This is a genomic window from Candidatus Chloroploca mongolica (assembly GCF_004762035.2).
Lineage (GTDB): Bacteria > Chloroflexota > Chloroflexia > Chloroflexales > Chloroflexaceae > Chloroploca > Chloroploca mongolica.
Window position 1 is genome coordinate 17,013 of sequence record NZ_SIJK02000012.1, and the last position, 23,510, is coordinate 40,522.

General features: G+C 56.6%; 15 protein-coding genes. 12 read left to right on the forward strand and 3 right to left on the reverse strand.

All coding sequences use genetic code 11. The features are described from left to right. Positions 1-51 precede the first annotated feature (51 nt). Genes accC through proS form a run of 3 tightly spaced genes read left to right on the forward strand, consistent with a single transcriptional unit; the run spans position 52 to position 3,940 of the window. Positions 52-1,830, forward strand: coding sequence for an acetyl-CoA carboxylase biotin carboxylase subunit (accC, locus tag EYB53_RS08615; protein WP_135477799.1), 1,779 nt, complete (start codon positions 52-54; stop codon positions 1,828-1,830). Positions 1,831-1,850: 20 nt separating this feature from the next. Continuing rightward, the gene (locus tag EYB53_RS08620) at positions 1,851-2,483 is read left to right on the forward strand and encodes a GNAT family N-acetyltransferase (RefSeq protein ID WP_135477800.1); all 633 of its coding nucleotides are present in this window, start codon (positions 1,851-1,853) and stop codon (positions 2,481-2,483) included. 14 nt (positions 2,484-2,497) lie between these two features. Next, entirely contained in the window at positions 2,498-3,940 is a 1,443-nt protein-coding gene (gene proS / locus EYB53_RS08625; RefSeq protein WP_135477801.1) for a proline--tRNA ligase, read from the forward strand. Positions 3,941-4,052: 112 nt separating this feature from the next. Here the strand turns inward: proS and EYB53_RS08630 are convergent, their stop codons facing one another. From EYB53_RS08630 to EYB53_RS08640, 3 genes are read right to left on the reverse strand one after another with little or no spacing between them, the layout of a single operon-like run. Continuing rightward, positions 4,053-5,228 (reverse strand): methyltransferase, encoded by a 1,176-nt coding sequence (locus tag EYB53_RS08630; protein WP_167857317.1) that lies wholly within the window; start codon positions 5,226-5,228, stop codon positions 4,053-4,055. After that, complete coding sequence (locus EYB53_RS08635) at positions 5,218-6,090, reverse strand: fructosamine kinase family protein (RefSeq protein ID WP_135477803.1); 873 nt, start codon at positions 6,088-6,090, stop codon at positions 5,218-5,220. Before EYB53_RS08635 ends, EYB53_RS08630 begins: the two co-directional genes overlap by 11 nt. Positions 6,091-6,098: 8 nt before the next feature. Then, positions 6,099-6,590, reverse strand: a complete 492-nt coding sequence (locus EYB53_RS08640; protein ID WP_135477804.1) for a low molecular weight protein-tyrosine-phosphatase — start codon at positions 6,588-6,590, stop codon at positions 6,099-6,101. A gap of 336 nt (positions 6,591-6,926) precedes the next feature. On the opposite strand from EYB53_RS08640, the gene EYB53_RS08645 reads away from it, so the two are divergent. The 9 genes from EYB53_RS08645 (at position 6,927) to EYB53_RS08685 (ending at position 23,481) form a co-directional block, all read left to right on the forward strand. Continuing rightward, on the forward strand, positions 6,927-8,159 hold the full coding sequence (locus EYB53_RS08645; RefSeq protein WP_135477805.1) for a 30S ribosomal protein S1: 1,233 nt from the start codon (positions 6,927-6,929) through the stop codon (positions 8,157-8,159). Between the two features lie 109 nt (positions 8,160-8,268). After that, positions 8,269-9,261 (forward strand): ornithine cyclodeaminase family protein, encoded by a 993-nt coding sequence (locus tag EYB53_RS08650; RefSeq protein ID WP_135477806.1) that lies wholly within the window; start codon positions 8,269-8,271, stop codon positions 9,259-9,261. A gap of 11 nt (positions 9,262-9,272) precedes the next feature. Further along, positions 9,273-10,619 (forward strand): UDP-glucose dehydrogenase family protein, encoded by a 1,347-nt coding sequence (locus EYB53_RS08655; RefSeq protein ID WP_135477807.1) that lies wholly within the window; start codon positions 9,273-9,275, stop codon positions 10,617-10,619. Positions 10,620-10,773: 154 nt separating this feature from the next. Beyond that, positions 10,774-11,622 carry a carboxylating nicotinate-nucleotide diphosphorylase gene (gene nadC / locus EYB53_RS08660; protein ID WP_135477808.1) on the forward strand — a complete coding sequence of 283 codons (849 nt, stop codon included), beginning with the start codon at positions 10,774-10,776 and terminating at the stop codon, positions 11,620-11,622. Between the two features lie 640 nt (positions 11,623-12,262). Next, complete coding sequence (locus EYB53_RS08665; RefSeq protein WP_135477809.1) at positions 12,263-13,051, forward strand: hypothetical protein; 789 nt, start codon at positions 12,263-12,265, stop codon at positions 13,049-13,051. Between the two features lie 179 nt (positions 13,052-13,230). After that, positions 13,231-15,264 carry an alpha-1,4-glucan--maltose-1-phosphate maltosyltransferase gene (locus tag EYB53_RS08670; RefSeq protein WP_135477810.1) on the forward strand — a complete coding sequence of 678 codons (2,034 nt, stop codon included), beginning with the start codon at positions 13,231-13,233 and terminating at the stop codon, positions 15,262-15,264. 34 nt (positions 15,265-15,298) lie between these two features. Beyond that, positions 15,299-18,679, forward strand: coding sequence for a maltose alpha-D-glucosyltransferase (treS, locus tag EYB53_RS08675; RefSeq protein ID WP_135477811.1), 3,381 nt, complete (start codon positions 15,299-15,301; stop codon positions 18,677-18,679). Positions 18,680-18,720: 41 nt separating this feature from the next. Next, positions 18,721-20,865: a 1,4-alpha-glucan branching protein GlgB gene (gene glgB, locus EYB53_RS08680; protein ID WP_135477812.1), complete on the forward strand. Its 2,145-nt coding sequence runs from the start codon at positions 18,721-18,723 to the stop codon at positions 20,863-20,865. 177 nt (positions 20,866-21,042) lie between these two features. Next, the gene (locus tag EYB53_RS08685) at positions 21,043-23,481 is read left to right on the forward strand and encodes a DUF3536 domain-containing protein (protein ID WP_135477813.1); all 2,439 of its coding nucleotides are present in this window, start codon (positions 21,043-21,045) and stop codon (positions 23,479-23,481) included. The last annotated feature ends 29 nt before the right edge of the window (positions 23,482-23,510 follow it).

Below are 23,510 nucleotides of genomic sequence, written 5' to 3' on the forward strand. Positions count from 1 at the left end.
GGCCTTGCCGTAGCGCCGGGGTAGTCGCATTGAATGCAACGGTCTAATCCTATGTTTGACACAGTACTGATTGCGAACCGCGGTGAAATTGCCATTCGTGTCATGCGTGCCTGCCGTGAACTTGGCATGCGTGCTGTTGCCGTCTATTCCGAGGCCGACCGTGATGCACCCCACGTGGCCTATGCCGATGCTGCCTATTTGCTCGGGCCCGCTCCTTCCTCTGAAAGCTATTTGAACATTCCACGCCTGATCGAGGTTGCGCGCGAAGCCGGGGCCGGGGCCATCCATCCTGGTTATGGTTTTCTCGCCGAGAATCCTGATTTCGCCCGCGCTGTCGCCGAGGCGGGTATGGTTTTTGTTGGCCCACCCCCCGAGGCGATGGAACGCATGGGCGGCAAGACGGCCGCCCGCAGTGAGGCGACCGCAGCCGGGGTGCCCGTGGTGCCCGGCACTCTTGAACCCCTCGATGACCTCGCCGAGATTAGCCGCCTCGCCGATGGGTTTGGCTATCCCATCGCGATCAAGGCGGTCGGCGGCGGTGGTGGCCGTGGCCTCCGCGTTGTCCGCGCTGCGAGCGAGATTAGCGATGCGTTCGCGAGCGCTCGCCGCGAGGCTGAAACGTCGTTCAAGAATAGCGCCCTCTATGTCGAAAAATATTTGCCTTCGCCTCGCCATATCGAAATTCAGATCCTCGCTGATACCCACGGCAATGTGGTTCATCTCGGCGAACGTGATTGCTCGATCCAGCGCCGCCATCAAAAACTGATCGAAGAGTCGCCCTCGCCTGCCCTTACTCCCGAATTGCGCCTCGAGATGGGCCAGGCCGCTGTGCGCCTCGCCAAAGCCGTCAACTATTTCAGCGCTGGTACGCTCGAGTTTCTCTTCCAGGATGGCGAGTACTATTTCCTGGAAATGAATACCCGCATCCAGGTCGAACATACTGTCACCGAGATGGTCTATGGCGTTGACCTCGTCAAGGCGCAGTTGCGCATCGCACGCGGCGAGCCACTCTGGATGCGCCAGGAAGATCTGACGCCCCGTGGGCACGCGATCGAGTGCCGGATCAATGCCGAAGATCCCCTCCATAATTTCCGCCCTGCCCTCGGTACCGTCACGACGTATCACGAACCTTCAGGCCTCGGTGTGCGTGTGGATAGTGGCGTCCGTTCTAACTATACAATCCCTGAGTACTACGACTCGCTCCTGGCGAAGCTCGTTGTCTGGGCTGAAACCCGCCCCGAGGCAATTAGCCGTGGTCTGCGCGCCCTCGCTGAGTATGAGCTTGGTGGCGTGGCGACAACCATTCCGTTCCATCGCGCGGCACTCGGACATCCTGTGTTTGCCAGCGGCACCGATATCAGTGTCAATTTCATTGCCCAACATCCTGAACTTGTTGAGACTGCCCGCACCCTCAGTGCCTCGCTTGAACCCGTTGAAGCCGAAGCTACGGCCGAGCCACGTACCTTTACTGTTGAGGTCAATCATCGCCGCTTCGGGGTCAAGGTCTTTGGGGTCGGCGCCCTCGCCGCTGCCCCTGCACCCGGTGCAGCGCCGACTCGCGCTGGCAAACCCGTCGGCAAAGCCAAGAAAGCTACCGGAGGGCCAAAGGTTGATGGCGTGATCAGCCCGATCCAGGGCCGTGTCGCCGCTGTGCGCGCCGAACCCGGCCAGCAGGTCGAGGCCGGTCAGGTGCTCTTCATTATTGAAGCCATGAAGATGGAAAATGAGATCACGGCCCCCCACGCCGGGACAATCGCAGAAGTACGGGTGCAGGTCGGTGCGACGATTGAAACCAGTGGGGTGCTCGCAACCTACGGTGCCCACGCATAATCTGGTAGGTTCCTGAACGTATGTTTCACGAGGCTGTAACGCTTCAGGTTGCGACCATTGACGATCTTCAGCCTCTGGCCGAACTGGTCGCCCAACTTCATCAGCATGAACTTCCCGGGTATCTGCACAGCCCTCTGGCTGTGCAGGTGCCGTTGTTTCGTTATCTGCTCGCCCACGAGTTTCAAGATGGGACGCGGGGGCGTTTTCTCTTTCGTGATGAACACGGTACCCCGGTGAGCACGGCCAGTATTCGGCTCCCTGACGATCCGATCTTTGCGCCGCTGCCCTCCAAGCTCTTTTCGACGGCCCTGCATACGTTGGGCGTCGCCGATACACTGCGCTTCTTCTGGACAATGGTGCGTGGTTCGCTCTTTGCTGATCCACCCTTGCAGCAGGGTGAGAGCTTTATGTATAGTGTGGTGGTTAGCCAGACGATGCGCAACCGTGGCATTGGTGCCGCAATGATGCACCAGATGGAAGCCTATGCCCGCGCTGAAGGCGCAACGTCAACGATGCTCCGTGTTATTATTGGCAATACGCAGGCGCGCCATTTTTACCTCAGGCTTGGCTATGAGGTCGTGAGCCGTACACCCGCCTGGGCCGACCATGTGATCTTGCCAAGTGAGTTGCTGCGCAAAGACGTAGCCAGTTGAAGGAACCCAAACCTATGCCCAAAGAGACGATTACAACCCGTGCCCATGATTATAACCAGTGGTACCTTGATATTGTCCGTGAAGCCGATCTCGCTGAGGTGGCTGAAGTCGTGCGTGGCTGCATCGTCTTTAAGGCGACGGGGTACGCGATCTGGGAAATGATGCAACGTGAACTCGATAACCGGATCAAGACCACCGGTCACGAAAATATCTATTTTCCACTGCTAATTCCCAAGAGTTTTATTATGAAGGAGGCCGAGCACGTTGATGGCTTTGCCCCCGAGGTCGCTGAAGTGACCCGCGCCGGTGGTGAAGAATTGGCCGAACCATATGTGATTCGTCCAACCAGCGAGACGATCATTGGCTATTTCTATAGCAAATGGGTGCGCTCGTACCGCGATTTGCCCCTCCTCTACAATCAGTGGTGCAATGTGATGCGCTGGGAAATGCGCACCCGTCCCTTTTTGCGTACCGCCGAGTTCCTCTGGCAAGAAGGCCATACCGCCCACGTTGATGAGGCCGAAGCCGAGGCCGAGACGCTCCGTATTCTCTTCGATGTCTATGCCGATTTCGCCGAGCAGGTGATGGCAATGCCCGTCATCCGTGGCCTCAAAACCGAAAAAGAGAAGTTCCCCGGTGCCCTGCGTTCGTATTGCATCGAGGCCATGATGCAGGATGGCCGCGCCCTGCAGTCCGGTACCTCCCATAACCTTGGTCAGAACTTTGCACGGGCCTTTGATATTACCTTCACTGATCAGCATAATACGATCCAGCATTGTTGGACAACAAGCTGGGGCGTTTCGACCCGCCTCATCGGGGCCCTCATTATGACTCACTCCGATGACGAGGGTCTGGTCTTGCCACCTCGCCTCGCCCCAATCCAGGTGGTGCTGGTGCCAATCTATAAGAATGAGGACGAACGTGCCAGGGTGATGGAGGCTGTTGAGCGCCTGACCGCCGACTGGCAGGGCCGCCTTCGCTTTAAGGTTGACGACCGCGATAATTTCACCCCTGGCTATAAGTTTAATGAGTGGGAACTCAAGGGCGTGCCGATCCGGGTTGAAGTAGGCCCGAAAGATGTCGAAAAGGGGAGTGTCGCGGTCGCACGCCGCGATATGCCCGGCAAAGCCGGCAAGCAGTTTGTGCCCCAGGCTGGCCTGACCGACTATCTGCTCACGCTGCTCGAAGCAATCCAGGTGGCCCTCTTCGAGCGAGCCCTTGCCTTCCGCAGTGACCGTACCGCAACGGTTACAACCTATGACGAGCTCAAAGCCCAGATTGAACGTGGGTTTGCCCTCGCCTATTGGGATGGCACCACCGAAGAAGAGAAGCGGATCCAGGACGAAACCCGGGCAACGATTCGCTGCATCCCCCTCGACCAGCCTGAAGCCCCAGGGATCTGTGTCTACACCGGGCGACCAACGTCACGTCAAGTCATCTTTGCCCGCGCATATTAACCGGTCGGGGCACGGCACCGGTCGGGGCACGGCACCGGTCGGGGCACGGCACCGGTCGGGGCACGGCACCGGTCGGGGCACGGCGGCGCCGTGCCCCTACGCCGCCGTGCCCCTATGATCCCGCCAAAACTCGATACCCTTCGCACGCTGCCGCAACCGTTACCGTGTCAAAATGCGCCTGCATCACGCGCTCGTAGGGTAAAAACCGATTGGCAACAATCAACAATGTACCGCCTGGAACCAGCACGCTCCGTGCCTCGCGCAGAAAGGCCTCGGCCATCGCGGTGTCAATCGTTTTGCCCGTGTGAAAGGGCGGATTGCTGAGAACCAGATCGTATGCGTTCCCCAGTACCGCTTCAAGCCCATCACCTGGTCGCACCTCTACCTGCCTCAAACCGAGGCGTGCCACATTCTCACGGGCTGCCGCAAGCGCAAGCAGATTCACGTCAACGAGATCGACCTGTTTCGCCCCAAGTTGGGCCGCTGCAATGCCGATCACTCCGTAGCCGCACCCCAGATCAAGCACGCGCTTGCCATTACACCGTTGCCCGAGTTGGCTCAACAAAAAGGCCGTCCCAGCATCGAGATGCTCGGCACTGAAGACCCCCGGTAAGCTGACCAGTTCGCGGGCCCCCCCTGGGAGATCGACCATGAGCGGAAGCCAACTCCCCGGCATAATCCCTGGCAACGTCGTCCAGGCAGGTGGCGCGGCAAAAGGCTGCATACAACGTGTCTCAGCGACACGACACCCTTTCCCATAGCCCAGGATGTGCATATTCCCGGTCAAGGCCTGCGCATCGGCGATTAGCGAGCGCACCCCGCTTGCCTGTGCTCCGACAATATTCAGCCTGCCCTCGGGTCGCAGGTAGGCTTGCGCTTCGAGCAGCCAGCGCCGCCCCAGGGCGCGACTCTTCGGGCTGAACAGAATGGCGCGGTCAAAGGCCTCAGTCTCACCGGGAAGTGCATTGTTCGCACCCCGTAGCTCGCCCCCGCTGATCTGATTAGCTGCGAATGTCAGCTGCGCCATCCGTAGCGCGATCAGATCGCTCTCGATGAGTACCAGGTGCCCTCGGGTGAGGTGACGGGCCAGCACAACACCAAGCGCACCATGACCTGCCCCCATCAGCAAGATCCGTTCCATCGGGGCTGGACGAATCAGGCTCGCCGCAAGGTCCGAGGCCTCAAGCAGCAAATGGGCCGCCGCCAGCCCTGGCTTGCTTACCACCTCGACCGTGAGACCTGCCAGATCCGCCTGGAAGGAAAAAGTGGCATGGTAGTTATCCGACATAACGGCATACAATCTGATCAACCTGAGCCGCATACCCCAACCCAAAGAGGTTCAAGTGGTTGAGCAAATGATAGAGATTGTAGAGATCCCGGCGTTCGGCGTAGCCTGGTTCGAGCGGCCACGCAGCCTGATACGCCGCATAAAAGCGCGGCCCAAAACCACCAAATAACTCGGTATACGCCAGTTCCGCTTCACGGTGACTAAACGAAACCGCAGGATCGATCAAAATCGGGGTGCCGTCAGCCATGCCCACAAGGTTGCCACTCCAGAGATCACCGTGGATCAGCGCTGGTTCGCCGGGGATCGCAAGCCATTCTTCCAGGCGGTCGACGAGGCGGTCGAGGGCAGCATGACGCGAAGTGGTCAAGAAACCGTTGGCTACCGCCAGTTTAATCTGGGGTAACAGACGGCACTCGCGAAAAAAAGTCGTCCACGAAAGCATTAAGCTATTTGCCTGCGGCGTACCTCCAAGAAAATTGTCCTGTTCCAACCCAAATGTAGCCTGGGTCGTACGGTGCAGTTGGGCCAGGTTGGTACCAAGCAAGGCCTGATCCGGTTCCATACCGTTGCTCGTGATCCAGTCACTCAACACAAAGGCAATGCCGCACGTGCCATCATCATCGGCAACAACCCGCGGCACACGGACAGAACCTGCGTCCGCGAGGCGACGCAACCCATACGCCTCGGCAACAACCATTGCCCTCGCAGGCCCACGGATCGCCCACTTCAATGCATAACTCATATCCCGCGTACGCACTCGTGTGAGCTGTGCACCAAAACTTCCGCCCATTGGTGTCACGGTTATCAGCGGTGTCCCGAGCCGTTGCTCGATCTCCGCCTGAAGGCGATCAGGTATATGCATAGACACCCTCAAAACCCTCGTTCAGCACGAATATGGGCGAGAAGGGCACGACAGCCTTTTTCAACAAGTTCATAAACGTGCTCAAAAGCACCGCTATAGTATGGATCGGGAACCTCACCCCCAGAAATATCAGGACTATCGGTAACATAGTCGAGCAATAGACGGGTGCGTGAGCGCGCTGCAGGGTGATTTTGTGTGATCGTGGCGATATTTTCACGATCCATCGCAACAATATAATCAAAGGTCGTGCTATCTTCGTTCTTCAGACGACGTGCGCGCTGATCGCCAACGTTAATGCCGTGCCGCTTCAATACCGCACTCGTTGCATAATGCGGTGCCTCACCAGCATGCCATCCACCTGTTCCCGCCGAGTCAACCACAAAAGCATCCTCCAACCCTGCTTCAACAACAAGGTGGCGAAAGAGAGCTTCGGCCATTGGCGAACGACAAATATTGCCCATACAAACAAATAAAACACGCACAGGCTGCCCTGAACTCATCGTTGACTCCTGCAAGATATTTGACAACCGGGAATATCTCCCCTATAATTGTCCGTATTGTAAAACATAGTTGTGACATCCGCTCTGGTTTGACCCTCCAGTATAATACATCATCTTTCTACATGATGAGGACGGAGAGCCAGCCACCTGGTGAAGCCTGCATAAAGGCACTGGCGTGGAGAGCGCGAAGCTGTTGCTAACAGCTTCCTAGCGTATCCATGCTCATCTCACGCGATATACATTTCGCGCCTGCCTACATCAGGATGGCGTTTTTTTTTGGTCATGGCGTGCGGAATGCACACAGCTGTGTAAATCTCTTCGAGGAGGCTTTGAAGCATGTCGGTGCAATCGGATCAGATCACATTAGAGGATCAGGAGGATCTTGACTGGACGTTGTTATTAGATGAGTATGATTATGCCCGTCCGCAGCGTGGTGAGTTGCGTGAGGGCATGGTGATGCAAATTGAAGATAACGGCGTGCTTGTTTCGATCGGGACGAAACGTGAAGGTGTTATTCCTTCGCAAGACCTGCGCCAGATGGGCGATGAATTCCTGAGTACGCTTCAGGTTGGCGAAACAATTCAGGTCTATGTCCAGGAACCTGAAAACCGAGATGGTGATCTTATCCTCTCCCTGACGATGGTTCAGGTGGCAAAAGACTGGGAATATGCCGAGCAACTCTTTAAGGATGGCGGCATTACCCGTTGCAAGGTAATCGGGTTCAATAAGGGTGGCCTTCTGGTGCAGTTCAACCGCATCCGTGGTTTTGTGCCTGCATCGCAGGTTGCACAGTTGCACGGGCGTACGGCTGCCGAGGAACGCCAGCAGGCGCTGCAGAAGATGGTCAATCAAGAGATTCCGCTCAAGGTGATTGAGGTTGACCGCGAGCGCAATCGTCTCGTGCTCTCCGAGCGTAGCGCAACTCAGGAGTGGCGCAAGGCGCAGAAGATCCGGCTCTTGACCGAGCTCCAGCCCGGTGATGTGTTGAGCGGGCGCGTCAATCAGTTGACGAACTTCGGGGCCTTTATTGACCTCGGGGGTGCCGATGGGCTGGCTCATATTTCTGAGTTGAGCTGGCAGCGCGTCAACCATCCCCGCGAGGTGCTCCAACCCGGTCAGGAAGTCAAGGTGGTTGTGGTCGAAATTGACCGTGACCGCGAGCGCATCGGGCTCTCGATCCGTCAACTCCAGGCCAATCCCTGGGATACGATTGATCAGCGCTATACCCTCGGTCAACTGGTCACCGGCCCTGTCACCAATGTCACCCCCTTCGGTGCGTTTGTGCAGGTCGAAGAGGCCGTCGAGGGGCTTATTCACGCCAGTGAACTCGATGTTGACCCCCAGACCCAGCCGCGTGATGTGTTGCAGCCCGGCCAGGAGGTGACGGCAAAGGTGATTAGCCTTGATCGTCAGCGCCAGCGGATGGGTCTGTCACTCCGCCGCATCGCTGAAAATGATAAAGAAGGCGAAGAAGCCGCTGAGCCTGCGCCAGTTGAAGCCCAGCCTGAGTCAGATACCGAGGCTCCGACTGAGGTCAATGCGACCGCCGAAGCGGCTGCAACTGAATAGCTCTATGCGAGCCAGAACAGAAACGGGTGAGAAGCGATGTATCTATCGCTCCTCACCCGTTTCTGTTGTATCATAGAGTGCGGTTGTCTTGTTGAGCAAAGGTACTACGATGCGGATCCTTTCTGCTGCTGATGTTCAGGCCGCTGTCTCGATGCCCGAGGCGATCAATGCCGTCGAGTCAGCTTTTGTGCGGCTTTCAGCTGGACACGCCGAGGTGCCCATCCGTACCCATGTTGATACGCCTGCATATGAGGCAACGAGTCTCTTTATGCCCGCTCGACTTGACCATGCCACACACGCTGCCCTGGGCATGAAAGTGGTCTCGATCTTCCCCCAGAATGCAACCCGTGGTGCGCCGACGATTTATGCGCTGGTAACCTTGCTTGATCCCGCTACCGGGCGTCCGGTGGCCCTGCTTGATGGTACGTATCTCACGGCCCTGCGCACTGGGGCGGCGTCAGGCGTTGCGACCCGGCATCTGGCGCGTTCTGACGCGCATGTGCTCGCCCTCTTCGGGGCCGGTGCGCAGGCCCTGCCCCAGGCACTCGCCGTCTGGAATGAACGCCCACTGGAGCGAATCTGGCTTGTGAATCGCTCCCGTCAACGCGCCGAAGGGCTCGCACAACGGATGCGTGAGGCTGGCATTACCTGTGAACTCAGGTTTGCCTTAACTGCTGATGAAGCCCTCGCCGAGGCTGAGATTGTGTGTACCGCGACCTCGGCGACCGATCCACTCTTTGCTGATACGGCCCTACGCAAAGGCGTGCATATCAATGCCATCGGGGCCTATCGCCCGACTATGGCCGAAATCCCCCTCGCTACTGTGGCCCGCGCCCGGGTTGTGGTTGATCAGCATCAGGCCGCATGGGCCGAGGCCGGTGAACTGGTGCGTGCCCGTGATGCGGGTCTGATCACGCCTGAACATATTGTTGGTGAACTCGGCGCCGTGGCTGCCGGGATCGTTGTTGGACGTATGACTGACGAGGATGTGACGCTCTTTAAGTCGGTTGGCAATGCCGTTCAGGATCTTGCGGTTGCTCATCTTGCTTGGCAGCGTGCCTGTGAATTGAACCTTGGAGTTGAAGTTGCGTTGATGGAATAAGGAGGAGTCTCTTGAGCAATATCTGTGTGGTAGGCACGGGCTATGTCGGGTTGACCACTGGGGTCTGTTTCGCTGACCTCGGCAATACCGTGAACTGTATCGAGATCGATCCCGCCAAGCTGGAAATGTTGCGGAGCGGGAAGTCGCCGATTTATGAGCCGGGCCTTGAAGAATTGCAAGAACGCAATATGCGTGCCGGACGGCTCCGCTTTACCGATAATTATGCGCTTGGTCTCGCTGATGCCCGGTTGATCTTTATTACGGTTGGGACACCAATGGGGGACGATGGCGCGGCTGATCTCTCCTATGTCAAAGCGGCAGCACTGGGCATTGGACAGCATCTGACCCGCGATGCCATTATCATTGATAAGAGTACGGTGCCCGTTGGTACCGGTGATATGGTCTTTTCGATTATCGCTGAACATGCCGCCCCGGGCATCCACTTCTCGGTTGTCTCGAATCCTGAGTTTCTGCGCGAGGGCAGCGCACTGACCGATTTCTTCAAGCCCGACCGGATTGTCCTTGGCTCAACGAATCAGAAGGCCGCCGAAGAGGTCGCCGAGTTGCATGCACCCCTTGGCGCACCGATCATTATTACTGACCTCCGTACCGCCGAGATGATTAAGTATGCCTCGAATGCGTTCCTCGCAACCCGTATCTCATTTATCAATGAGATCGCCCAGATCTGTGAGCGCCTCGGGGCCGATGTCCGCGAGGTGGCCCGTGGCATGGGGGCCGATAAACGCATTGGGCCCCATTTCCTCGATGCGGGTATTGGCTATGGGGGCTCCTGTTTCCCCAAAGATGTCCTCGCGCTTCACCATATGGCGGCTTCCGCTGGCTGCCATCCGCAGTTACTTCAGGCCGTGATGGAGATTAATCAGTCGGCGCGTGAACGGTTTGTCCAGAAGGTCGAGACGTTGCTTGGTGATCTGGACGGCAAGTATATCGGGGTGCTCGGCCTGTCGTTCAAGCCGAATACCGATGATATCCGTGAAGCTCCGAGCATTGATATCATTCGGGCTCTCCAGGCGAAGGGTGCCCGCGTCAAGGCCTATGATCCGGTTGCTATGGAAAATGCTGGCGAGGTCATGCCCGAAGTGACCTTCTGCGCCACGGCCTATGATGTCGCCAAAGAGGCCGACGCACTCCTGCTTGTGACCGAGTGGAATGAGTTCAAGCAGATCAACTGGGATAAGATCCGTAGTTTTATGCGCCAACCTATTGTCGTGGATGGACGCAATCTCTATGATCCTCAGGAGATGGCAAGCCGTGGCTTTACCTACTGGGGCGTCGGTCGCGGCAGTCGTGATGATTTAGATCTGAATCCGAAAGATCACGGCCTGCTCACAACATAAACGCCCGTCGCTTGGGGGTGTGAGGGCGCAACCCCCAAGTATCACGCTTGTGCTGGCGCAAACAGCCAGCACAAGCATAGGTTTTGAGGGCGCTAGCCCGAAAGTTCATGCGCATGGGGCACAGTCCCCAGTCATCTCGCTTGTGGAGCTCTCTATGGAACTGCCCACCACCCTGGTACGCGAATTGCTTACGCGTGCGCTGGCCGAGGATCTTGGGAGTGGTGATCTGACAACGCAGGCCGTGATTCCTGCGACGGCACACGTGGAAGCAGCCTTTGTCTTCCGCGAGGCCGGCCTTGTCTGTGGCCTCGACGTCGTTGCCGCCACCTTTACGCTCGTTGATCCCACACTCGTTGTGACGCCCCTGGTGCAAGAAGGCGCCCAGGTTGCCCCCGGTACCGTGGTGGCAACCGTGAGCGGCTCAGCCCGTGGGGTGCTGACCGGAGAGCGCGTCGCGCTCAATCTTTTTCAACGCATGAGTGGCATTGCAACCCTCGCAGCACGCTATGTCGCTGCAGTCGCTGGAACGAAAGCTCGGATCCTGGATACACGCAAAACAACACCCGGTCTGCGCCTCCTCGAAAAGTACGCCGTACGGCTTGGTGGCGCGACAAATCACCGCTTCGGACTGTATGATGGCGTGATGCTCAAAGATAATCACCTCGCCATCCTCGCCGCTCAGGGCATTGGTCTGGGGGCAGCAGTACAACAAGCACGTGCAGCGGTTGGGCCAATGGTGCGCGTCGAGGTCGAAGTTGAAACTGTGGCTCAGGCTGGCGAAGCCGCCGAGGCGGGGGCAGATCTCATCATGCTTGATAATATGACCCCTGAGACGATGCGTGCTGCGGTGAGCCTCGTGCAAGGGCGCACCTTGCTTGAAGCCAGTGGAGGTGTTACTCTGGAACGAGTACGGGCAATTGCCGAGAGCGGGGTGGATTATATTAGTGTCGGGGCTCTGACCCACGCAGCGCGCGCCCTCGATATTGGGCTTGATATTGCTTGATTTTGCTTGATACGTTTGACACACAGAGAGCGCTCTTGTAGAATAGCAGTATTACATAGACCTGAAAGTGATCCTGATCATAACTTGAAAGATACGCTGAGAAATTTGCTCAGCGTAAGATTATTCCACAGTTTGTTCAGAGGCATGAGCGCTAATTGCATCATGATCTTGCATCAAAGCTGTGCCCGAGCAAAGTGCCTTCGGTGCGGTAGCACATGGCCCGCAAGATAGTGACGTTCGCGTTGTTGCATAGCCAGGCTGAACTGTACGGGTACAAAAGCCTGCACCGTCAGGCGTCTGCCAACCTTGCCTGATGCACAACCCGATAGTAACGCTCTATGAACAGGCTAGGCATGGATCATAGGGGGGCTGATGTCTCAAGATGCGGTACATCAGTGGACACATCGCGGCTCCGCACTTTTCCCCAATGGTGATGTTCAACGCTGGTTTGCTCTATGTCACTTGCTGCATCATCGATTGATGCACAGATTCACGCAACCACGAGGGCCACCCTGATGGTCTGTTTGATCGGAAACAACTGGTGAAGCCGATAGATTGGGTAGCTCGTCAGGCCTCTGGTGGTTGTTCTATTGTTGACACTACCAACGCCTCGTTTTCGCTGCAGGAGGAAGGAATTTTCATGGATCGTAACAACAACACAGGAACAGCCGTACACGGAAGTTCGACTAACCGCTTGGCCCTGCTAGGTTTTGCGCTGGTTAGCGCCGTGGCCGCGCTGCTCTTCTGGATTCTGGTCACAACAGCCAGCGCCCAGAGTCTCGCGAATGTCACGTTGAACTGGGTCTCGCCAGGCGCAAGTGCCACGGTGAGCACGCCAGTGTCGTTTGAGGTCGGTGCGACCGGCCTTGCCGATGGTACATTTACGTACGCGTGGACGATTGACGGGACAACGACCTTTACGGATAGCGCGACAGCAGCGACTGGCGCGGCAACGTTTAACCAGACCTACACGTTCGGCGAGATTGGTCGGTTTGGCATTGCATCGCAACTGACCGATGGGGCGGCCACGCTGGCCGCTGACTTCCGGCAGGTGCTGGTGACCGGCACGCTCGCCATCTCCCCAACAAATGTTTCGACTGCCGAAGAGACCACGTTTGTCGTGACGATGCCTGAACTGCGCACCGCTGGTGCCAGCGAGGGTGCCGTCTACAATCTCGTGATTGCGTATGGCGACGCCATCGATAGCTTCGAGCGGCTTACGGTCGCCCCAGGCACCACCACCGTGACCACAACCCATAAGTACCTGATCGGTGGAACCTTCGCGGTCACCGCACGGGTTGAGTTGATCGACACCTACAACAACTATGTGTACGACGATGCCGATGTGCTGGCGACAGGGAGTGCCACAACCGTTGTGACGCAGAAGATCTACCTGCCGATCATTGGCAAGTTTGAGGAAGTGCAATAAGCAAACGATGCATCCCGTAGCCTGGTAACAGGCTATGCGCGTCACGCTGATTGGTTCACAGGAAACCGATCAGATCCGTTTTGAGTGAGCCGGGCGCATGGCGCCAGCCATGTGCCCGACTCATTACGTTGTTTTCGCCCCTACCAATGCTGGTAGCGGTGCAATGAGGGGAGCTGGAGATGCCAGCGAAGCTGAAAACGCCCACGAAGGGCTCAACGGTGGCAGAGGCCGCCACATCGAATGGGCTCACCGTCTTTGGTGAGGGACGACGGCGCGTCTTGATCGAACACGTTATCCCCCAGGTTGATGCAGGGCATTATCCGATCAAACGAGTTGTCGGTGATCTCGTGACGGTCGAAGCCGATATCTTTGCCGATGGGCACGATGTGCTCGCCGCTGTGTTGCGCGTGCGCGACCCCGCTGATCAGTCCTGGCACGAGATGCCGATGACGCTTCTCGGCAATGACCACTGGCGCGGTGTCTTTAGTGTCGCGACGATGGGCACCTATACCTATACCCTGGTCGCCTGGATTGATCGTTTTGCAACCTGGGAACATCAGTTGCATAAACGCGTTGAGGCGGGGCAGGAAGTCCAGGTCGATCTCTTGATTGGCGCTGCCCTGGTCGATGAGGCAGCAGCAGATGCGCCTGATTCAGTTGCCGCAACGCTGCACGGTTTCGCCGCAGCCTTGCGTGCGGGTGACGCCGAGGCTGCCTTTACCCCCGAACTGGCCCGCCTGATGAGCGCACACCTGCCGCGCCAGTTTGCGACAACCTTTGAGCGCGAATTGCATGTCACGGTTGATCGCCCTCTGGCGCGCTTTTCGGCATGGTATGAACTCTTTCCCCGTTCGGCTGCGCTTGAGCCAGGGAAGCATGGGACATTTATGGATGTGATTGCTCGCTTGCCCTATGTGGCCGAGTTGGGCTTTGATATCCTCTATCTGCCCCCGATTCACCCGATTGGCCGCCAGTTCCGTAAGGGCAAAAATAATAGTGTCACGGCGCTCCCTGATGAACCCGGTAGCCCCTGGGCGATCGGCGGCCCTGAAGGCGGCCATAAGGCGATCCATGCTGAACTGGGTACCCTTGAGGATTTTCACGAACTTGTCGCTGCAGCGCGAAGCTATGGCATCGAGCTTGCCCTCGATATTGCCTTTCAGTGCTCGCCTGACCATCCCTATGTGCGTGAACATCCCGAGTGGTTCCGCGCTCGCCCCGATGGAACCATCCAGTATGCTGAGAATCCACCGAAAAAGTATCAGGATATCTATCCCTTCGACTTTGAAACCAGTGATTGGCAGGGTCTCTGGTATGAGCTCAAGAGTGTCTTTGAGTACTGGATTGCACAGGGCGTAACGGTCTTTCGCGTCGACAACCCCCACACCAAGAGTTTTCGCTTCTGGGAGTGGTGCATTGGTAGTCTGAAGCGTGACCATCCTGAGTTGATTTTTCTCTCTGAGGCGTTTACCCGCCCCAGGGTGACGTATAATCTTGCCAAGCTTGGTTTTACGCAGAGCTACACCTATTTTACGTGGCGCACCCAGCGTTGGGAGCTTGCCGAGTATCTGCTTGAGTTGACCCAGACCGAAATCAAAGACTATTTTGGCCCCAATTTCTGGCCCAATACGCCTGATATCCTGACCCCTCAGTTCTATCCCGGGCACCGCTCGGTCTTCCTGACCCGCGCTGCCATGGCAGCGACGATGATGGCAAGCTGGGGCATGTATGGCCCCGTCTATGAGTTGATGCAACACGTGCCTGCACAGGGCCGGGAAGAGTATCTCAACAACGAGAAGTATGAGATCCACCACTGGGATCTAGACGACCCGAACAGTTTGCGTACTTTCATTGCGCGCCTGAACCAGATCCGTAAAACGAATCCGCCGCTTCAGCGCAATACAAACGTGCGCGTGCATCGGGTTGATCGCAACTTTGCGCTGAACGAGCAGCTCTTTGCGTATAGCAAAACAACCGATAATGCCACGCATATCATTCTCGTTGTGGTCAATCTTGACCCCGAGCAGGTACAGAGTGGGTGGGTGCAGGTTCCTGTCGATGAGTGGCACCTCGGGGCAACCTATCTTGCTCACGATCTGTTGAGCAACGAGCGGTATGTGTGGCAGGGTGAATATAATTATGTCTCACTTGATCCTGCGACGATGCCCGTCCATATCTTGCGACTGGAACGCCAGGAGGAGTTGCCTGGCTAGCATGTTGACCGTTTTTGATGCCCTTTAGGAGAACATGGCGATAGTAAAGCAGACCCGACCGAGCCGGACGCCGCAGGTTTTTGCGCATGATCCGCTCTGGTATAAAGATGCGATTATTTATGAGGTGCATGTTCGGGCCTTCGCTGATAGTGATGGCGACGGGATTGGTGATTTCAAGGGACTGACGAGCAAGCTCGATTATCTGCAGGAACTTGGGGTGACCGCTATCTGGTTATTACCCTTTTATCCTTCGCCCCTCAAAGATGATGGCTATGACATCGCCGATTACACCGATGTTCACCCGTCGTATGGCGATATCGCTGATGTGCGCCTCTTTATTCGTGAGGCGCATCGGCGTGGGTTGCGGGTCATCACCGAACTGGTGTGCAATCACACCTCTGATCAACATCCCTGGTTCCAGCGTGCGCGTCGTGCCCGTCCCGGCACTTCCCAGCGCGATTTCTATGTCTGGAGTGATAATCCCCAGAAGTATCGCGATGCGCGCATTATTTTCAAAGATTTCGAGACCTCAAACTGGACCTGGGATCCGGTTGCCGGGGCCTACTATTGGCATCGCTTCTACAGCCACCAGCCTGACCTGAACTTCGAGCATCCTGCCGTGCATCGGGCGATCTTTAAGGCGATGGAGTTCTGGCTTGATATGGGGGTGGACGGTCTTCGCCTTGATGCCATTCCGTATCTCTATGAAGAAGAGGGGACAAATTGCGAGAATCTGCCCCAGACGCATGTCTTTCTGAAGAAGTTGCGCCAGCAACTTGACGCCAAATATCCGGGACGCATGTTCCTCGCCGAGGCGAACCAGTGGCCGGAAGATCTGATCTCGTATTTTGGGGATGGCGATGAGTGCCACATGGCGTTCCATTTCTCGGTGATGCCCCGCCTGTATATGGCGGTACATCAAGAGAATCGCTTCCCGATCATTGATATTATGCATCAGACGCCGACGATTCCTGATGCATGCCAGTGGGCGATCTTCCTCCGTAACCACGATGAGTTGACCCTCGAGATGGTAACCGATGAAGAACGCGACTATATGTATCGTTTCTATGCCAAAGATCCGCAGGCCCGGATCAACCTTGGCATTCGGCGCCGGCTTGCGCCATTGCTCGGCAATCATCGGCGCAAGATCGAACTGATGAATGGCTTGCTCTTTTCGTTGCCCGGCACGCCGGTGCTCTATTATGGCGACGAGATTGGCATGGGTGACAATATTTACCTCGGCGATCGCAATGGGGTGCGTACCCCTATGCAGTGGGCCGGGGATCGCAACGCTGGTTTTTCACGGACGAATCCTCAACGCCTCTATCTGCCGGTGATCACTGACCCCGAGTACCACTACGAGATGGTCAATGTTGAAAATCAGCTTGGCAATCAGCATTCGTTGCTCTGGTGGACGCGGCGTCTGATTGCCTTGCGGAAACGTTATAAGGCGTTTGGCCGGGGAACCCTCGAGTTCCTTCATCCCGAAAACCGCAAGGTGCTCTGTTTTATTCGGCGCTATGAGGAAGAGACGATCCTCGTCATTGCCAATCTCTCGCGGTTTGTGCAAGGCGTCGAACTTGACCTGTCATCCTTCCGCGGGATGATGCTGGTCGAGATGTTTGGGCAAGTCGAGTTCCCACCGGTGGGCGATCATCCCTACTTCATTACCGTCGGCCCACACAGCTTCTACTGGTTTAGCCTGGTGCCCCAGCGTGCCGAGGGTGTGCGCAGCGATGGGAGCGGGCTTGTTGATAGTGCCGATGTGCCGCTACTCACCATTGAAGCCGGTGGGTGGGATGCGATCTTTTATGATGGTCGTCAGGCGCAACTAGAGCAGGTTTTGCCTCATTATTTGCGCCCACGTCGCTGGTTTGGGGCCAAAGCACGCCGGATTAAAAATGTGCAGATCGCCGATGTGGTGATGGTTCCTCATGATGATATGCTTTCGTACCTTGTGCTGGCAACAGTTCAGTACACCGAAGGAAGCGCCGAAACCTATCTCTTGCCGATGGCCTATGCCGAAGGCGAACGGAGTCGCGATATTCTCGCCGACTCACGTCACGCCGTTATTGCTCGTCTGCGCGTCAACGATCAGCAAGAAGAACCTGGCATACTCTACGAGCCCTTGATTGACCGTGGCTTCTGTGCGATGCTGCTCGATCTCGTCGTTGGGCGACGCCGCCTGCGCAGCGAACATGGGGCCGATCTGACGGCAGCAACAACACGGGCGCTACGGGGCCTAGTCGGTGATGGGACGGGCCTTGAAGCTTCGGTGATGCGCGGTGAGCAGAGCAATACCTCGATCAATTTTGGCGGGCGCATGATCATGAAACTCTTCCGCAAAGTTGATGTTGGGGTCAATCCCGATCTCGAAATTGGACGCTATCTCACCGATGAGGCTGGCTATGCCCATACCCCGCCGCTGGCCGGGGCGATCGAGTATACACGCCCTGGCGAAGAAGCGATCACGCTGGCCCTGCTGCAAGGCTTTGTCCCGAATGAAGGCGACGCCTTCGATTTTGCGATTGATGTGCTCAATAGCTATTTTGATCGCGTGCTGGTTGAGCCTGACCTTGTCGCACCGACAACCGAGGTGACCATTGCTGCGCTGCTTGATGCCGACGTTGAACCGCCAGCTCCCGGGGGTGAGTTGATCAGTGCCTATCTCGACTCGGCTCAGTTGCTGGGCAAACGTACCGCCGAATTGCATCTGGCCCTCGCACGCGGTAAATCAACGGCGTTTGCGCCTGAACCCTTCTCACTGCTCTATCAACGCTCGCTCTACCAGTCAGTGCGCAGTTTGACCGCCGAAACCCTTCAGGGCTTGCGTAAGGTACTGCCAGGCTTGCCCGAAAACATCCGCGAGGATGCCAGTCAGTTGCTGGCCCTTGAGTCAGAGTTGATGGCCCGCTTCCGACGGGTTAGTGCGACGAAGATCGAGGCCACGCGCACCCGGATTCACGGTGATTACCATCTCGAACAGGTGCTCTATACCGGCCTTGACTTCATGATTATCGACTTTGAAGGCGAGCCGATCCGCCCGATTAGCGAGCGGCGCATTAAACGGTCACCGTTACGTGATATCGCCGGTATGTTGCGCTCGTATCAGTATGCAGCCTATTCAAGCTATTTCGGGCGCCTCCAATCGACTGCGCTGTCGCCTGAAGAGACGGAGCGTCTGCGCCAGTGGGCCGATTTCTGGGCCTTCTGGGTTGGTGCCGCGTTCCTGCGCAGCTATCGTGAACATACTGAAGGGGCTTCGTTTGTGCCCGCTGCACGGGGCGATCTTGAAACCCTGCTCGAGGTCTTTTACCTCGAGAAGGCGGTCTATGAGGTTGCCTATGAGATGAATAACCGCCCCACCTGGCTGAGTATTCCACTTAGTGGAATTTTACGCCAGATTACAGGGTAAACTTCCATGTGTGGAAGTTCTACCTATTTGATGAGGAGTATATGTCAGAAGAAGCGAAAAAACCACGTCGCAGTCGTGCAAAAAAAACGACACCATCACCCGAACCAGTGATTGAAACGACGACGGCCCCTGAAGCGGATACGCCAGTTACGCTTGCCGAACCGTCAGTTGAGGCAGCCAGTCAGGCTGACGAAGCAGTCGTTGCACCAACTGAAGATCAGGGTGCGCCAGAGCCTGTGGCTTCAATTTCACCGTCTCTCCCGATCCCTATACATGTGGATCGCTATCCTGGATCGCCGGTTCTGACTGATGATGACATCTACATTTTCAATGAAGGCAATCACTTCCGCCTGTACGAGAAACTGGGAGCACATGTCACAACGGTAGATGGTCAGGAAGGTACTTATTTTTCCGTCTGGGCACCGAATGCCGAGTATATTGCGGTCATTGGTGCCTGGAATAACTGGCACTCGGGTCACAACCCGCTCAAGGCTCGTGGTAACTCGGGGATCTGGGAAGCCTTTGTGCCCGGGGTTGTCAAAGGGGCGAGTTATAAGTTCCACGTCTCGTCGCGCTTTCATGCCTACAAAGAAGATAAGACCGATCCGATGGGTATTATGTATGAGGTTTCCCCTGGTACAGCCTCGATTGTCTGGGATCGTGAGTATACCTGGAATGATGAGGCCTGGATCGAGAGCCGCATGCAGCGTCAGAATTTGAATACGCCAATGTCGATCTATGAGGTACACCTCGGATCGTGGATGCGCGTTCCCGAAGAAGGCGGGCGCTCACTCTCGTATCGCGAGATTGCCCCTAGGCTTGCCGAACACGTCAAGCGCTGTGGCTTTACCCATATCGAGTTGCTTCCTATTACCGAACATCCCTTCTTTGGTTCGTGGGGTTATCAGACAACAGGCTTTTTTGCCCCGACCAGTCGTTATGGGACGCCCCAGGATTTCATGTACTTTGTGGATTATCTCCATCAGCATGGGATCGGGATTATTCTCGACTGGGTGCCTTCGCACTTCCCAACTGATGGCTTTGGCCTGAGTTACTTTGATGGTACCCATCTGTATGAACATGCCGACCCTCGCAAGGGCTTTCATCCTGATTGGGGAAGCTACATCTTCAACTATGGGCGCAATGAAGTCCGGAGTTTCCTGATCAGTTCGGCCCTGTGCTGGCTTGATACGTTTCATATAGATGGATTGCGCGTTGATGCCGTCGCCAGTATGCTCTACCTCGACTATTCGCGGCAGCCGGGTGAGTGGATTCCCAACCAGTATGGCGGGAACGAGAATATCGACGCGATCATGTTCTTGCGCCAGTTTAATACTGAGGTCTACAAGAACTGCCCCGGGGTTCAAACCATCGCCGAAGAAAGCACGGCCTGGCCGATGGTGTCACGCCCGACGTATGTGGGCGGGCTCGGCTTTGGGTTCAAGTGGGATATGGGCTGGATGCACGATACGCTCTCGTATTTCCGGCGCGATCCGGTCTTCCGCCGGTTCCACCACAACGAACTGACCTTCCGCGGGCTCTATATGTTCACCGAGAACTATGTGCTCGCGCTGTCACACGACGAAGTGGTACATGGCAAGGGTTCGTTGCTCGACAAGATGTCGGGTGATGTCTGGCAGAAGTTTGCCAACCTGCGCCTCCTCTATAGCTATATGTATGGTCAGCCAGGCAAGAAGCTTATCTTTATGGGTAGTGAGTTTGGCCAGTGGCGCGAGTGGAAACACGACGAGAGCCTTGATTGGCATCTGATGATGTTCCCGTCGCATCGCGGTATCGCTGACACGCTCGCTGATCTCAATCGCCTCTATGTGAGTGAACCAGCCCTGGCTGAACTCGATACCGATCCCGATGGCTACGAGTGGATCGATGCGAATGATGCCGATAATAGTACCTACAGCTTCTTGCGCAAGGCACGTTCGAATGGCGATCAGATCCTGGTCGTGATGAATGCAACCCCGATCATCCGTGAAAACTACCGCGTCGGGGTGCCTCGTGGTGGCTGGTGGGAAGAACTCTTTAATAGCGATGCCAAAGAGTACTGGGGCAGTGGCGTTGGCAATGCTGGCGGCGTCATGGCGGATGACCAGCCGAGCCATAATCGTCCCTTCTCGCTTACCATCGACCTGCCCCCACTCGGTGCGCTCTTCTTCAAGAGTCGCGGTTAGTCGAGGGTTGAGGCCCGGGTGCCTGCGGCACCCGATGCCCCCCCCCAAGAATCTCTCTTCTTCTTCTGGCGCACGATGCAAGCTTTGCTTGCATCGTGCGCCAGAAGAACCGCAGGTTTTGCGGGCAACAACCCTAAATTGAATTCATATAGGGCCATCGGCCTACACCAGAAGCTTATGCCTGAGCGATATATCTGTATACACGGCCACTTCTACCAACCACCACGCGAAAATCCCTGGATCGAGTCGATTGAACAGCAAGACTCGGCCTACCCCTACCACGACTGGAACGAACGCATTACTGCTGAGTGCTATGAAGAGAATGCTGCCTCGCGGATTCTTGATGCCCAGAATCAGCTTATTCGCATTGTCAATAACTATAGCCGCATTAGCTTCAATGTTGGTCCTACGTTGCTAAACTGGCTGGCTGACAAAGCACCCCGTGTCTATCAGGCGATCCTGGATGGCGATGCCGAGAGCATTCGCTATTTCGGGCGTGGCTCGGCGATAGCTCAGTGTTACAACCATATTATTATGCCGCTTGCCTCACGCCGCGATAAGCTTACTCAGGTGCGTTGGGGAATTGCTGATTTTGTCTATCGCTTTGGTCGCAATCCCGAGGGGATGTGGCTACCCGAAACAGCCGTCGATCTTGAAACCCTCGATATGATGGCTGAACACGGGATTGCCTTCACGATCCTTGAACCGCATCAGGTCAGCCATTTCCGTAAGCTTGGCGATCTCGTCTGGAATGATGTGCGTGGCGGGCGCATTGATCCGACACGCCCCTATCTGGTGCAACTCCCCAGTGGTCGCTCCATCACGATCTTCTTTTATGATGGCCCGGTCTCCCGCGCCGTTGCGTTTGAACGCCTCCTGGTCAATGGCACAACCTTCGCCGCCCGCATTGCCGGAACCTTCAGCGAGTATCGCCCCTGGCCCCAGATCGCGAATATCGCAACTGATGGCGAAACCTATGGACACCATCATCGCCACGGTGATATGGCCCTTGCCTATGCTCTGCAGTACATCGAAGAACGTGGCCTCGCACGTCTGACCAACTATGCCGCCTACCTCGCGGCATATCCGCCGACCCATGAGGTGCAGATTGTCGAGCAGACCGCCTGGAGTTGCGTGCATGGCGTTGGTCGCTGGAGCACCGATTGTGGCTGCAATAGCGGTGGCAATCCGGGTTGGCGTCAGACGTGGCGCGCACCACTGCGCACTGCGCTTGATTGGGTGCGCGATACGCTGTCCCCACGCTTCGAGGGGCTCGGTCGTCATCTGTTGCATGATCCCTGGGCCGCCCGTGATGATTATATCCAGGTCGTCCTTGAACGTACCCCCGAACGAATCGAGGCCTTCCTGCAACGCCACGCCCGCCCGTCACTCGACGAAAGCCAGCGCATCGCTGTCTTGAAATTGATGGAACTCCAGCGCCATCTGATGTTGATGTATACCTCGTGCGGCTGGTTCTTTGATGACCTCGCGGGAATCGAGACGATCCAGGTGATCATGTATGCAGGACGGGCTATTCAGCTTGCGCATGAACTGTTTGGCGAAGATTATGAACCCAGTTTTCTTGTGCGGCTCGCCCAGGCTCAGAGCAATGATCCCGCCCAGGGTGATGGCCGCCAGATCTATGAGCGCAAGGTTCGCCCAGCAATCGTCGATTTGCGTAAGGTCGGAGCCCACTATGCGATGTCTTCACTCTTTGCCGGGTACGAAGAGCGCGCTCAGGTCTATAGCTATCTCGTTGAATACGAAGATTATCACCTGCTCCCCTCGGGCAAGGCACGCCTCGCGATGGGCCGGATGCACATCAGTTCGATGATCACTGGCGAGTCGGCCCGTCTGAGTTTTGGGGTGTTGCATATGGGTGACCACAATATCTCGGGGGGAGTGCGCGAGTATCAGGGCGAGACCGCGTATCACCTGATGATCGAAGAGTTGAGCGAGCTCTTTCTGCGCGCTGATCTTCCTGGTGTGATCCGGATGATCGATCATACGTTTGGTCGCGATACGTCGTCACTCAAGTTGCTCTTTGGTGATGAACAACGCAAGATCCTCAAGATCGTGCTTGATTCGAGCCTCGCCGATGCGACGGCTTCGTATCGGCGGATCTATGAGCAGCACGCCCCCTTGATGCGCTTTCTGGCAAGCCTCGGTACGCCAGTGCCCCAGGAGTTTCAGATTGCCGCCGAGTTTGCGCTCAATACCGAGTTCCGCCAACTGCTCGAAGCTGACACCCTCGATCTTGACCGCATTCATACCTTGCGCCGCGAAGCCTCACGCGCCGGGGTGACGCTTGATAGCGCTGGCCTCGGTTATAGCCTCTCGCAGACGATCGAACTGATCACCGACGCATTTCAGGCGCAACCCCGCGATCTCGCCTTGCTGCAGCAACTCGACGATGCCGTCGGTCTGGCCCGCGGGCTGCCGTTTGAAGTGGATGTCTGGCAGACCCAGAATGTCTATTATCGGTTGCTTCAGAGTACCTACCTTGATGTACGGGCCGAGGCGTCCCAGGGGTATAACGAAGCACGGCAGTGGATCGTTGCTTTTACGTCGTTAGGGCAACGTCTTGGTTTTCAAATCCGCACGGGCAGTGGGTAACAGCGCTGTTTGCGTTGCGCGACTGCACG

Bases quoted from the DNA above. Each gene is read 5' to 3' on its own strand.
- accC (WP_135477799.1), top strand. From the start codon at position 52: ATGTTTGACACAGTACTGATTGCGAACCGCGGTGAAATTGCCATTCGT.
- EYB53_RS08620 (WP_135477800.1), top strand. From the start codon at position 1,851: ATGTTTCACGAGGCTGTAACGCTTCAGGTTGCGACCATTGACGATCTT.
- proS (WP_135477801.1), top strand. From the start codon at position 2,498: ATGCCCAAAGAGACGATTACAACCCGTGCCCATGATTATAACCAGTGG.
- EYB53_RS08630 (WP_167857317.1), bottom strand. From the start codon at position 5,228: ATGTCGGATAACTACCATGCCACTTTTTCCTTCCAGGCGGATCTGGCA.
- EYB53_RS08635 (WP_135477803.1), bottom strand. From the start codon at position 6,090: ATGCATATACCTGATCGCCTTCAGGCGGAGATCGAGCAACGGCTCGGG.
- EYB53_RS08640 (WP_135477804.1), bottom strand. From the start codon at position 6,590: ATGAGTTCAGGGCAGCCTGTGCGTGTTTTATTTGTTTGTATGGGCAAT.
- EYB53_RS08645 (WP_135477805.1), top strand. From the start codon at position 6,927: ATGTCGGTGCAATCGGATCAGATCACATTAGAGGATCAGGAGGATCTT.
- EYB53_RS08650 (WP_135477806.1), top strand. From the start codon at position 8,269: ATGCGGATCCTTTCTGCTGCTGATGTTCAGGCCGCTGTCTCGATGCCC.
- nadC (WP_135477808.1), top strand. From the start codon at position 10,774: ATGGAACTGCCCACCACCCTGGTACGCGAATTGCTTACGCGTGCGCTG.
- EYB53_RS08665 (WP_135477809.1), top strand. From the start codon at position 12,263: ATGGATCGTAACAACAACACAGGAACAGCCGTACACGGAAGTTCGACT.
- EYB53_RS08670 (WP_135477810.1), top strand. From the start codon at position 13,231: ATGCCAGCGAAGCTGAAAACGCCCACGAAGGGCTCAACGGTGGCAGAG.
- treS (WP_135477811.1), top strand. From the start codon at position 15,299: ATGGCGATAGTAAAGCAGACCCGACCGAGCCGGACGCCGCAGGTTTTT.
- glgB (WP_135477812.1), top strand. From the start codon at position 18,721: ATGTCAGAAGAAGCGAAAAAACCACGTCGCAGTCGTGCAAAAAAAACG.
- EYB53_RS08685 (WP_135477813.1), top strand. From the start codon at position 21,043: ATGCCTGAGCGATATATCTGTATACACGGCCACTTCTACCAACCACCA.